Below are 12,441 nucleotides of genomic sequence, written 5' to 3' on the forward strand. Positions count from 1 at the left end.
ATCTCAAGCTGATGGCGCACCTCCGGAAAACATGTGCCGCCATTCACAAGGCACAAAGGAGGAAGTCTTGAATGCAGTAGCTACCAATACAAGCTCAAAAGGGTGGTCCATCTTTTTGGGAGCCCTGCTTCTTCTGGCTGGACTATTGGCTATCGGCGTGCCGTTCTTTGCCGGTATTGCAGCCAGCATCTTCTTTGGATGGCTGGTCCTGTTCGCTGGTGTTGCACATCTGGTTTACGCGTGGTCAGAGCGCGGAGCCGGTGCCATTATCTGGCAGATTCTTATCGGGCTCGTATATGTGATCGCCGGTCTCTACATGCTGATTTTGCCTGTTGCCGGAGCAATTGCGCTCACGCTTGTGCTTGCTTTCTATATCGCGGCTGAGGGAGTCTTCGAGCTCGTCATTTTCTCTCTCCTTCGCCGGCTGCGAGGAGCGGGTTGGTTCCTCGTAGATGGTCTGGTCTCGTTACTGCTCGCCGGCATCATCCTCTTCCATTGGCCATCGAGTTCACTATGGGCCGTGGGCACGTTGGTCGGGATCAGTTTGCTATTTAGCGGCATCGCAAGACTAACGTTGCGAATGGGTCAGCGATCGCTGTGAAAGGAGGAAGTTCACGATGAGAACCGTCCACACACATAACATCCTTTTCGCCATAGGAATTCTAATGGTTCTCGTCCTACTCCAATTGCCGCTGGCAGGATATGTCACGAGGCCGGAGAGTCAGCAGTTGACGCAGCTTCTCTCCGATGCAAGCGACGAAGCCCTTGAATTGGCCGACGATGCTAATGAGACCAAGGTGCTTATTTTAAATGATGAAAATTGGGTGACGCATGCGCTGATGCTGGCCAAGGTCAAGGGACACGTGGACAATTTGGCTCTTATCATCGAGAAATTGAATAAAGCCCAGAAGTCGGGTTCTGAATTGCAGGAACAGGCGGTAAAACAAATGCTGCCTCTGGTGAAGGAATTATCAGCCAACACAACAGCTGCAATCAACTATCTGAACCAGAACAAGACCCGCCCTACCTCCGAGACATATACACAATATCTGCAGAAGAATGCAGATACGGCCCGCCAACTCTCTTCCATCATCTCTTCCTTGCTCGAATACCAAAAGAGCATGGCGGAAATTGAAAAGCTAAGAGATAAGCTCGGTGTTTCCGGAGCGCCAACGCCATGAATCAAAACAGCGGTCACTCCCGGGCGGTGCTTTTCTCCGCACGTCCTCGATTAATCGATGAAACACAAGGGATGGACGCCGCCGCATGATCTATTCTTACCGGTTCAAAATTTGATGAAGGGAGACACAATGAACGACGCTCAGGTACGAGTATGGATTCGTATGCCCCGACAAGCCGACGGCAGGTTTCTTATCAAAAGCGGACGCAAAGACAGTTTGCCCAATGCTCAAAGAGAACGTTCAGACGAAACAAGCAGATCTGACGCAATGCTCCTGAACGCATTCGATCACTTTCTCGGATGGATCGGTAAGATGCTTTTCACATGCGCGTTGCTGCCGGCTTGTCTGGCACTGATGCTTGTGTCTCTCCCTGTAATCTCGTCGGCGCAGCCGGTGGCATTGACTCCGCCACAATTGGACCAATTGGTATCGCGGATTGCACTCTACCCGGACCCGTTGCTCGCTCAGGTGCTCACTGCGTCGACATATTGGACCGAGATTCCCGAAGCTGCAACGTGGGCTGATCAACACAGTTATCTCAAAGGCGACGCGTTGGCTCAGGCCATTCAGGCCGACCATTTGCAGTGGGATCCGAGCATTCTCGGCCTGCTGCCATTTCCATCAGTTCTGGACATGATGGCGCGCGATCCAGGATGGACCGAGCAGCTCGGCAACGCGGTTCTGACGCAGGATGCCGATGTCATGGATGCTGTGCAACGGATGCGCCAGCGGGCGAGAGGCTATGGATATCTGGCAACCAACGGGTACGTCAACGTCGTTTCGGACGGAGGATATATCCAGATCCTGCCTGTCGAGCCGAACGTGCTTTACGTACCCTCATACGATCCGCTCGTCGTCTTCGCCCCGCCGCGGCCGGGTTTCGCCCTTGCAGGTGCTATTCGCTTCGGTCCTGGAATCACCATTGGCGCAGCATTCGGGGGATGGGGATGGTGGCTCGGTTCGGGATTCATCTGGCCTTCCCACACGATTCTCATCGATCGCCGTCCATGGACTCGAGTGTGGGTTAACCGAGTCGGATACGTTCATCCTTATGTACGCCCATGGGTACGCCCTGTTGGACCGCGGGTGGAAGTTCATCGGCTGAGAAGGTAACAGCGGACGCCCAGCATTCGGATGATGCGAAACCATTGCGCAGGAAGTCTGGGTAATGGCCGCGAGCGCATATTGTTCTCCTGAACTCTGGGCCACAATGAAAAGGAGACACCATGGAAGGCATGCAAGAGCTGATACGGATTCGAGTGCCGCTGCAAGTCGGCAGCGAACTTCGCATCAAGAATAGCGGCGAGATCAGTCTAGGAACCCCGGAGCTGGAGCGCACAAAAACCGCGACGGCAGTTGATGCAGTTCTCTTGTACCACTTCGATCAGCGGTCAGGCGAGCACGTCATATGTTTGCTTGATCCGGTGGCGGACCACAAACACTATCGCGCTTGATCGGTATCGCATCCGAGAAGATTTCCGTCTCGAAGGGAAAGCTTTACCCGTTTGATCAGCACTTTCGACGGTGTCAATCATGGGAGACCATCTCGAGACATAGCCTTGTTTCATGTAAACGAGTATCATGATCTCGATCGATCGCTGGTTACATGGGACCAAGCACTAGGTTCCGCTGAAGCCAAGGGGGCTGAAGCGATGACCTGTAAGAGCTCGTTTCGCATTCCCTCTCCATCTGGAATGTTAAGCAGATGGAGGCGGCATACGCACACTCTGCAATCTTTTCTGGCTCTTTTGGATGTCTACGTCACACTATTCCGAGGACGAGGTTGAACCACGACGGGTGATCTTTTATCAATCGGCGGTTTCTATCGCGATTAGTCTGTAGCAGTGTCCTTGGTCGCGGAGCAAGTAAAATGCCGCGAGGTGCACGATGCCAGTCCTAAAGGCGTTTTTCTCGTCTGGCCCATTCATGCCTCATGGGTACTGCTATATGTGGGACCCAGGCCTGGTGTGGTTGCATGTTATCTCAGACTCTCTGATTGCGTTGTCTTACCTTTCCATTCCATTCACACTCGGGTACTTTGTTCGCAAGCGTAGAGATCTTCCATTTCACTGGATGTTTGTCTGCTTTGGCATTTTCATCCTTGCCTGCGGTGCAACACACGCAATGGAGGTGTGGACTCTGTGGCATGCGGACTACTGGGTGTCCGCATCGATCAAGGCCATCACTGCCATGGCTTCCGTACCTACTGCCATCTTACTTTTGAAGCTGGTTCCTCACGCCGTCGCATTGCCGAGTCCCGCGGCACTACGGCTTGAAATCGCTAAACGGAGCCGTGCAGAAAAAGAGCTGAGTTTGGCAAAGGCGGAACTGCAACGACGGGTCGAGAAAAGGACAGCGGAGCTCAGGAAAGTCAATGAAGACCTGCTCCTCGAGATCGATCAACGCAGGCGCATAGAGCAAACGCTTAGGAACAGCGAAGGGCAGCTCCGGCTAGCGCAGGAAGCCTCAGGATTGGGTGTGTGGGACTGGAATCCCCGCATGGACATTGCTGTATGGTCCGATCAGCACTTTCAAATTTTTGGTCTTAAGCCAAGCGGACAGACGTTCGACGAAATAAGCTTTATTTCGCTGATTTATCCCGAGGATCGCGCGGCCGTGAAACTGGCTATTCGCGAAGCACTTCGACCGGGCGGAGAATTTGATGTCGAGTATCGGATTCAGAGACAGGATGGTCAACTTCGCTGGGTGCTGAGCCAAGGGCTGACCCATTGCGACAGCGCAGGCGAACCTTTCCGGATGATCGGTGTGACTCTAGATGTTACTGAGCGCAGGCAGGCTGCCGAAGAACTGCGTCGAAGCGAAGAGCGATTTCGCCTTTTAGTGGAAGGTACCGCAGACTACGCTATTTTCATGCTGGACCCGGCAGGATTCGTTACCAGCTGGAATAGCGGAGCGGAGCGTATCAAAGGATACCAGGCGCAGGAGATTATCGGACAACACTTCTCCTGTTTTTATTGTGACGAAGATTTGCGTAAGGGCAGGCCAGCGAAGGCCCTGCGAGAAGCAGCCACGGCAGGCAGGTTCGAAGAAGACGGGTGTTGGCTCCGTAAAGATGGATCGCGCTTCCAGGCAAATGCGATTCTCACCGCATTGCACGACCAGAACGAAGAGTTGATTGGTTTCGCCAAGATTACGCGGGATCTGACGGAAAGCCGACGGGCGGATCAGGCTGTTCAGGAAGCTCAGGCAGAACTGGCGTGGGTCATCAGAATGTCTACTATGAGCGAGTTGACCGCTTCGATTGCGCATGAAATTAACCAACCGCTTACTGCAATCGTCAACAATGCCAACGCGAGCAGGCGGATTCTGGCTAACGCCGCACCGGATCTCGGGGAGGTGCAACAGGCGGTGACCGATATTGCGGAAGCAGGAACACGGGCAGCAGAAATCATTTCACGCATCCGCGAATTGCTCAAGAAAAGTGTTCCGGAGAAGACGCCGTTGGATATGAATCAGTTGATTCATGAGGTGGTGGCCTTTATCCCGGGCATACTGGAAAAGCAACATATTTCCATGGAGATGGAATTGTGGGCTGCACTTCCACCAGTAATGGGCGACAGAGTGCAGATGCAGCAGGTTCTGCTGAACCTGATCATGAACGGTATCGAAGCAATGACCACAATTTTAGACCGCCCGCGAGTTCTGGTGATCCGCTCCGACGCGCGCGAATCCGGCCTGGAGGTCGCCGTGCAGGATTCCGGCACCGGGCTTGATCCCCGGCATATCGACCAATTATTCCATACATTCTTTACAACGAAAATAAACGGAATGGGCATGGGTTTGTCCATCAGCCGCTCGATCATTGAGGCGCACAGCGGCCGGTTGTGGGCCAGCAATGATCCCACAACCCACGGGGCGACTTTTCGCTTTTCCTTGCCGGCTATGGCATAGGCGTATGCGATGAACGAAACGCCTCCAACTGTGTTTGTCGTGGACGACGAGCCTTCGGTTTGTGTTTCTCTTAAGAGACTGCTACGCTCGGTTGGCATTGAGGCCCAGACTTTCTCATCAGCACAGGAATTTCTGCGCTGCGTGCGTCCCAATGCTCCGGGGTGCCTGGTCCTTGACGTTCGCCTTCCCGGACTAAGCGGACTGGATCTTCAGAAGGAGCTTGCTGCTGAGAAGATAGCTCTTCCAATTGTTTTTATCACTGGCCATGGTGACATTCCGATGTCCGTTCGAGCCATGAAGGCCGGCGCGATTGAGTTCCTCATCAAGCCCTTCCGCGAACAGGATCTGCTGGAAGCAATCCAGCGCGGGATCGAACAAAGCCACATCCTGAGACGACGCAGCGCTGAAATGCGCATATTGCAACAGCGCTATGCATTGCTGACACCCCGTGAGCGAGAGGTCTTCCCTTGCGTGACGAGCGGTTTGTTGAATAAGCAGATAGCCGCGCAGCTAGGAGCAAGCGAGAAGACCATCAAGGTTCATCGCGGTCAGGTTATGCAGAAGATGAAAGCGGTATCATTGGCTGATCTGATCCACATGGCCGAGAAGCTTGGCCTCCACGCCAATTGATCCCAGTCTTATGGGACCAAGATCCAATAGACAAGCCGCACTACCAGCGCTACGCTCCATTCATAGAAGCAAGTGAGGCGAATGAGTTTACGACCCGCGGGTACGCAAGACAATCGGCGGGCCTCTTCTCGATCGATCACTGGGATCCGGATTTATTAGCCAACACGAGTTCAGGCTCAAGGAGGGGAGCCATGGCTGAGACTACACACATAGCGATCGTGGATGACGACCTATGGATGCGCAGGTCCCTTGAAAGGCTCCTCAAGTCCGCTGGATTACGGGCTGAAAGTTTCGCTTCGGCAGAGGACTACGTTGTCGCCGGCAGTCACGAAGGGATTGGCTGCATCATTCTGGACATAGGACTGCCTGGCATGAGCGGATTTGAGCTGCAACGCCGCCTGGCAGCAGAACACAACGGATTACCGGTAGTATTTGTTTCGGCGCGCGACGAACCAGAGGTACGACACGAGGCTGCACAGGCAGGAGCGGTTGCTTTCCTTGGCAAGCCGTTCGAAGATAATGCACTGCTAAACGCTGTTCACATAGCCCTCAAGTTAGCGAAAAGACGAACACAGTGACGTCTTCGTGCTTTGTATCTGCATTCGCGCAGGTGCAGTGAGTTCGAGTTTTCCAATGAAGTCTGCCACTTTGCGATGTGTCCTAAGGACCACCGCCAAAAGGCAAAATCGGCAAAACGCTGGAGGATTCACGTGTCGACTACAAATAAAATCATTGCTGATCATGGGGAAGTCTCGGAACTCCCCGCAAACCATATACGGTGTTGATCGCAGATGAGCATCCGATCGTACGCGAGGGATTGGCAACGCTGATCAACCGCACGTTTGACATGCAGGTCGTCGCTGAGGCGTCCAATGGTCAGGAAGCAGTGGAGAAATATGCTGCACAGTCTCCTAACATTGCTCTCCTTGAATTGAGATTGCCGATCATGAATGGCGTGGAGACAGTCATGTCCATTTGCGCGAAAGAGCCGGCTGCGCGTCTCATCGTTTTTACGACATGTCAGGGTGAGGAAGATATCTATCGAGCGCTGAAGGCGGGCGCTTATGGATATCTTTTCAAGAATACATCGCTCAATGAGCTCGTCGAATGTATTCGCGCCGTGGCGCAAGGCAAGAGGTGGATTCCTCCCGCAGTCGCGGCCCAGCTAGGAAAGAGAGTCGCCGACCGCGGGCTGACGTTTAGGGAAACGGAAGTTCTCCGAGCGGTTACCAACGGCAAAAGCAACAAGGAGATCGGCGCGCTGCTGGATATAAGTGAAGCGACGGTGAAGGTACACATGACGCATATTCTGGAGAAGCTCAATGTGACCGGACGCACGGAAGCGATCAATGTAGCGTTCAGACGGGGCCTCGTGCATATGGATCCAGTTGCGGCCGCGTGATGAGCTAGATGTTTAGTCCCGGCATTTGATGGTGCATTCCAGTCCAGAGATGGAAGTAGGCACTATGAGCGAGGTCCACACGAAGGCGCCCCTACGACAGAGGCGGTCCGTCGAGCGCTACGATAGAGTCAAGAGAGCCTAAGAACGCTGGTTTGCCGCCGTGGAATCAACCTGAGACGGTGGCGGATCCAGCACGGTTGGGAGGCCAATCTCTCAGCACGGAAACAATCAAGCATCTGGGAACAACAGGTTCTCCCCGGATATTGTGATGTGGCGGCGATTGGTTGCAGATACGAAGCCGCAGGCTTCGTATTTGCATCGAAAAACAAAACCCCACTCGCGAAGGAAAATGTCTGGCGTCGAAACATTCTTCCCAGATTGTCAAAGATTCGATTGGAATGGGCCAATTTCCAAGTGATGCGGCGCACGCATGCCAGCATCATGAAGGAATTGGGGGTCGATCCCAAATGGGTAGCTGACCAGCTAGGACACAGCTTGGATGTAAGCCAGAACGTGTACACACAGGTCTCGGTAAAACAAAGACTTGAGGCAGTACAGCAGCTGGAAACAGCCTTAGTCATGTAATTGGTGTTCAAATGGTGTTCAAAACGATTTCAGGATTCGGTGGAATGTTGCAAGCTCTTGATTCAAATGGAGCGGGAGACCGGGATCGAACCGGCGACATTCAGCTTGGGAAGCTGACGTTCTGCCACTGAACTACTCCCGCCCTACATAATCAATAATTCGCGGCTTCATCGCCTCATTGCTATCAAATCTCATTATCAAATTTGAGCAACGAGCCTGTAGCGGGGGCTTCGGGCCAAGGAAAATTAACTCCTGGCGCCGAATCCGATATTGCAAAGCGTACCCAGAGTATCGCTCAAACGCCGCATAAGAATCAAATGCTAATCACGCACAATGACAAGTGGACATTCGTGTTGGTCTACTTCGACAAAGATTCTAAAAGATACTAAAGGAAGGATCAGATAGTGTTCGGCCCTGGGGGCAACCAGTTGTTGAAATCAAGAACGCCTATATTTTTTTCTTCCCCGAGAAATCCTCTCCTGAGTTTGCGGCGCGCAGGTTTTTGCTCTTCCCTTTGTTGACGATCCCAACCCGATGAATTCAACGAGACGACGGCACCTATGCGATAAATGCACCGCGTGGCCACTCCCGATACCATAGGTTGAAAGGTGAAGAAGCCGATGTCCTCGAATGAAACCGCTGCCCCCGGCAGCACGCATCCAGCGGGCCAGCATCGCCGCAACTCCCTGAACCAGGTCACGCTGAGCGTATCCGCACCCTGATCTCGCTGGCGCCGGTCGGGACCCTGTCGACGCTCTCCTGCAAGCATCCTGGATTTCCCTTTGGATCTCTCATGCCCTTTGCGCTCGACCTGGCGGGCCGTCCGCTCTTTCTGATCAGCAATATGGCCATGCATACGCAGAATCTGAAGTCCGATCCGCGATGCAGCCTCTTCATCGGACCGGCGAATTCCGATGGAGATCCACTTGGAACTGCACGCGCGACGTTGGTCGGAGTTGCTGAATCTGTGTCAGCAAGCGATTCAGCTTCCATTCGAGAGATTTACCTTGCTCGTCATGGGAATAGCCGTTACTGGGTCGACTTCGCTGACTTCAGTTTCTTCCGGCTCCAGCCTGTCGATCTTTACTATGTGGGTGGTTTTGGCGTGATGGGGTGGGTCGGAGCCAGAGACTACGAAGATGCCGCCCCTGATCCACTGGCTCAGGCCGCAGCCGGAATCCTTACGCACATGAACGCTGACCATGTTGATTCGATGATCCTCCTGGCACGTTTTCATGCTGGGCTCGAAGCGACAGAAGCGACCATGACTTCGGTCGATCGACTGGGTTTCACTCTTCGATTGAAGACGCATGAGGGAATGAAAGCCGTTCGCATCAACTTTCCCCAAGAGATAGATACCCCTATGAAGACTCGGACAGCGCTGGTTGAGATGGTCCGTAAGGCCCGGCAATAACTGCAATAGGTTTCCGTCTGGATGCATCGCAGGAGCTTGGGAGAGAGTAGGTCACCACAATTCCACGCGCTCCAATGTGGAGGCCTTCGCCGATAATCGGTACATACCTTCTCCTTCTCCGCCACAAAATCACATCTCCGTTGTTTTGTGAGAACCATATGCCAAGTGCGCTTCCTCAATCTTTTCTGCCATACGCCCGTTACAGGGAACCGGTGAACGCGCGCATCATAGTCCACGTCTTCTGTTAACAGCCTTGACTCCCGCACCGCGGAGTTCGGTGTTTTTGCAAATAGAAATATCTGCGCAATCAGCACAGCGAACACTGAAAATATTCGCATAGAGCCTCATACAGGCGAGACTTGAGAGACGCTGTAGTGCGTCTGCCTACATAATCCATGCAATCGACAATTACTCATTTAGCCTTAGTTCAAACAGAAAATCTCGGATTACCTGAAAGTACTTGTCCTTTCATCTCTGGGTGTTCCAAACTGCCCCAGCGGCCACGAGCCCACGGCACGTCCAACCAGACTCAGGGCGATCCGAACTTCTGATCGAGAGACGAGATCGCGGAAGACCTCATCCTCTGCGCCTTCTTCCGTCAAGCTGCTGATAGCCTTGCCGTCCAGAGGTGGACGACGAGTCCATAGCAAGACGCTATTTTCATTTCGATCCGGATGCCACACCTTCTGGAAAGAGGTCGCGGTGTTCGCGCAAAGGAAGCAGCACGCTTGCTGAAATGTCGCCGGAAAATGTAAGCCTTGCGCAAAGTGCGGCGGCCATCTCAAGAAAGGCCCTGCGGCTGAACAATGTCACATTGTCTCAGGAATATCTAGATGGATTGCTTCACGCGATGAGCGAATCAGGACGAGATGTGACGATTTGACCGGAGACGCCGGTTTCTCTTCGCTCCGCCCGACGACTCCTGACGACAAACTCAGCGAATATCCAACACGTTCCGATCGCCGTCAGGTTGTAGACTGCACCACCCCATGCAATCTGGCTGTGCGGCTGAATAAACACTGGTGGTATTTCTACAGCCGCCTCAAACACCAACAGCATCAGGGCAAGAAGCCTGGCAGCGAATACATCTTGAATGCCGCAAACAATGGCAGTCCCAGCCAGCAGGAAAGCGATGCCGGTCAGCACTATCCAAAAGGATGCAAACGGCACCCAATGCGGGACGAAGCGTGCGTAAGCATGAAGATTGATGAGGTGCCCTAGACCGAAGGTAATCGGAGGCAGCCCTAACATCCAACGACCGGCAATCACTGCTCTCCTTCGCCATTCCGAATCGAGTGACTGGGTCGCGGAGTAGACGATGGCTGCCGGGGCGACTAAGAGAATCTGTGCAGCGACACCGCCCAGGACGAAAACTACGACACCAATTCGAAGACCAAACGCATGAGTCGCAGTGTAGAACCGGGGCAGCCAGAACAGGGCAAAGATAAGGTAGATCATGGCTGATCCCACTGCTCCCGCCCGTGCGGTACGTCGCCATAAGATTCCCATGCCAGCCGCAACCAGCCAGATACCGGCGAGATATGCAAATACGCGTACGCCAGGAATATGCTGGCCGAAGGATTGTATCGGTTGATGGGAGGCCTCGAATTCCCCCCAAACAATATTCAGGATCCCGGTAACGACTGTTGCCAAGCCATAGAACCACATGCCTACTCTCATCCGCATAATCTCCTTTGCACGGCCCAACCTCAGCCTTGGCAGAAAGCTGAGAACAGCCACGCTCTGACGTCAGAACTCACAGTATGGAGCGGCATTGGTACATTGAATAGAGCCATTTTGCGCTAATATCGTTAGACCAAGAAAAATCACGTGTCGAAAACCGTCAGCTCGTTCGAACTCACTCTCAATAGCCGTCCGCAGCACCAGACTTTAACAACGTGGTTGTATGGAGAACTGCGACTTGCCATTCTTGTAGGTCGGCTTGGGCCTGGCACGAGACTACCGGCCTCCCGAGACTTCGCCAGCCAGTACGGCCTCTCACGTGGAACAGTTGTCAGCGTTCTCGAACGTCTGCAAGCTGAGGGATACGTATCCAGTCGTGTTGGATTAGGTACGTGGGTAAATCACATAGCCGCACCTCCGCCAACCCAGCGGATGACATCGACTCCTCCGGCTTACATTCGTCGTGTCATTTCGGCATACGTCCAGCCAAAGCCATTCGTCGACTTAGCTTTTCCAGAGGGCGTCCGCCCGTTTAGGATCGGGAATCCAGCCACCAACGAATTCCCATCCGAGATCTGGGGACGTATAGCGGCAAACCGGGCACGAAACTTCAGGTCATGGCTGAAGACAGAAGCTGATCGGCGTGGCTATCGGCCATTACGCGACGCGATTGCCGAGTATTTGCGCACGTCTCGCGGCGTGCGATGCAGTTCGGAACAGATCATGATCGTTTCTGGGATACAACAAGCGCTGGACCTGTTGGCACGCTTTCTTCTGAAACCGCGGGACCCGATATGGATGGAGGATCCTGGATATTTCGGAGCCAGCATCGCGTTCGGCAATGTGGGGGCAAGAATCATCGGTGTGCCGGTAGACGAAGAAGGCCTGTCTGTCTCTGCCGGAATGAAAATTTGTCCGCGTGCCAAGGGCGTCTATCTGACGCCCGCTCACCAGTTTCCGCTGGGTGTCACAATGTCCCTGGAACGACGGATGGCCGTTCTTAGCTGGGCTTCACGTTCTGGCGCCTTTGTGATTGAGGATGATTACGACAGTGAGTACCGCTTCGAGGGACAGCCGGTGCCCGCCTTGCAAAGCCTTGATAATCATTCAAATGTGATCTTCATCGGATCATTCAGCAAGACACTGTTTCCATCCTTACGCTTGGGTTACGTAGTGCTGCCTCCGTCATTAGCTGATTATTTCCTGGCCTTCCGTTATCAAACAGATTTTCGGAATTCGACCTTCGACCAGGCAGTCCTCTGCGACTTCATCGTGGATGGACATTTGGCACGCCATCTGCGACGCATGCGTAATCTGTATGCCGGCCGCCTCGCGGCATTGATCGAAGGGAGCAAGCAACATCTAAGTGGCTTGCTTGAACTTTCCGAAGTCAGGGCCGGGCTCTACACTATCGGGTTTCTCAAAAACGGGATGACTTCACGGCAAGCGGAGAAGCTGGCGGCGGCCCAGGGAATTGAAGTTCTCGCCCTTGACCGATTTACCTTGAGACGTCCTGACCCGAAGGGACTGCTTCTGGGCTTTGCTGGCTACGATAAGCCTGCGATTTGGGAAGGCTTGATTCGACTCGCCAAGGCATTGAGTTAACCAGAGCCTCGTGGCCCATCGATTCTGAG

Annotated in this window: 12 protein-coding genes and 1 tRNA gene; 11 read left to right on the top strand and 2 right to left on the bottom strand. The window is 53.6% G+C overall.

Going from position 1 to position 12,441, the window contains the following annotated elements; genetic code table 11:
- Positions 1 to 67: 67 nt before the first annotated feature.
- From GSQ86_RS05605 to GSQ86_RS05645, 9 genes are all read left to right on the top strand, one after another.
- Positions 68 to 601 carry an HdeD family acid-resistance protein gene (locus tag GSQ86_RS05605; RefSeq protein WP_254062164.1) on the top strand — a complete coding sequence of 178 codons (534 nt, stop codon included), beginning with the start codon at positions 68 to 70 and terminating at the stop codon, positions 599 to 601.
- A gap of 127 nt (positions 602 to 728) precedes the next feature.
- The gene (locus GSQ86_RS05610) at positions 729 to 1,181 is read left to right on the top strand and encodes a hypothetical protein (protein WP_216841021.1); all 453 of its coding nucleotides are present in this window, start codon (positions 729 to 731) and stop codon (positions 1,179 to 1,181) included.
- Between the two features lie 267 nt (positions 1,182 to 1,448).
- Positions 1,449 to 2,294: a DUF3300 domain-containing protein gene (locus GSQ86_RS05615; protein WP_158748989.1), complete on the top strand. Its 846-nt coding sequence runs from the start codon at positions 1,449 to 1,451 to the stop codon at positions 2,292 to 2,294.
- A gap of 113 nt (positions 2,295 to 2,407) precedes the next feature.
- Positions 2,408 to 2,635 (top strand): hypothetical protein, encoded by a 228-nt coding sequence (locus GSQ86_RS05620; protein ID WP_158748990.1) that lies wholly within the window; start codon positions 2,408 to 2,410, stop codon positions 2,633 to 2,635.
- A gap of 433 nt (positions 2,636 to 3,068) precedes the next feature.
- Positions 3,069 to 5,093 carry a PAS domain S-box protein gene (locus GSQ86_RS05625; RefSeq protein ID WP_158748991.1) on the top strand — a complete coding sequence of 675 codons (2,025 nt, stop codon included), beginning with the start codon at positions 3,069 to 3,071 and terminating at the stop codon, positions 5,091 to 5,093.
- 9 nt (positions 5,094 to 5,102) lie between these two features.
- On the top strand, positions 5,103 to 5,723 hold the full coding sequence (locus GSQ86_RS05630; protein WP_158748992.1) for a response regulator transcription factor: 621 nt from the start codon (positions 5,103 to 5,105) through the stop codon (positions 5,721 to 5,723).
- 191 nt (positions 5,724 to 5,914) lie between these two features.
- Positions 5,915 to 6,301, top strand: a complete 387-nt coding sequence (locus tag GSQ86_RS05635; RefSeq protein ID WP_158748993.1) for a response regulator transcription factor — start codon at positions 5,915 to 5,917, stop codon at positions 6,299 to 6,301.
- A 200-nt stretch (positions 6,302 to 6,501) separates the two neighbouring features.
- Positions 6,502 to 7,125 (top strand): response regulator transcription factor, encoded by a 624-nt coding sequence (locus GSQ86_RS05640; RefSeq protein WP_254062165.1) that lies wholly within the window; start codon positions 6,502 to 6,504, stop codon positions 7,123 to 7,125.
- 270 nt (positions 7,126 to 7,395) lie between these two features.
- The gene (locus GSQ86_RS05645) at positions 7,396 to 7,710 is read left to right on the top strand and encodes a tyrosine-type recombinase/integrase (RefSeq protein ID WP_158748994.1); all 315 of its coding nucleotides are present in this window, start codon (positions 7,396 to 7,398) and stop codon (positions 7,708 to 7,710) included.
- Between the two features lie 67 nt (positions 7,711 to 7,777).
- Here the strand turns inward: GSQ86_RS05645 and GSQ86_RS05650 are convergent.
- Positions 7,778 to 7,852: transfer RNA gene (locus GSQ86_RS05650), tRNA-Gly, on the bottom strand.
- A gap of 603 nt (positions 7,853 to 8,455) precedes the next feature.
- Here GSQ86_RS05650 and GSQ86_RS05655 point away from each other — a divergent pair.
- The gene (locus GSQ86_RS05655; protein ID WP_254062178.1) at positions 8,456 to 9,124 is read left to right on the top strand and encodes a HugZ family protein; all 669 of its coding nucleotides are present in this window, start codon (positions 8,456 to 8,458) and stop codon (positions 9,122 to 9,124) included.
- A gap of 843 nt (positions 9,125 to 9,967) precedes the next feature.
- Here GSQ86_RS05655 and GSQ86_RS05660 read toward each other — a convergent pair.
- Complete coding sequence (locus GSQ86_RS05660; protein ID WP_216841022.1) at positions 9,968 to 10,810, bottom strand: hypothetical protein; 843 nt, start codon at positions 10,808 to 10,810, stop codon at positions 9,968 to 9,970.
- A gap of 144 nt (positions 10,811 to 10,954) precedes the next feature.
- Here GSQ86_RS05660 and GSQ86_RS05665 point away from each other — a divergent pair, with 144 nt between their 5' ends.
- Entirely contained in the window at positions 10,955 to 12,412 is a 1,458-nt protein-coding gene (locus GSQ86_RS05665) for a PLP-dependent aminotransferase family protein (RefSeq protein ID WP_158748995.1), read from the top strand.
- The last annotated feature ends 29 nt before the right edge of the window (positions 12,413 to 12,441 follow it).

The organism is Acidobacterium sp. S8, assembly GCF_009765985.1.
Classification (GTDB): domain Bacteria; phylum Acidobacteriota; class Terriglobia; order Terriglobales; family Acidobacteriaceae; genus Alloacidobacterium.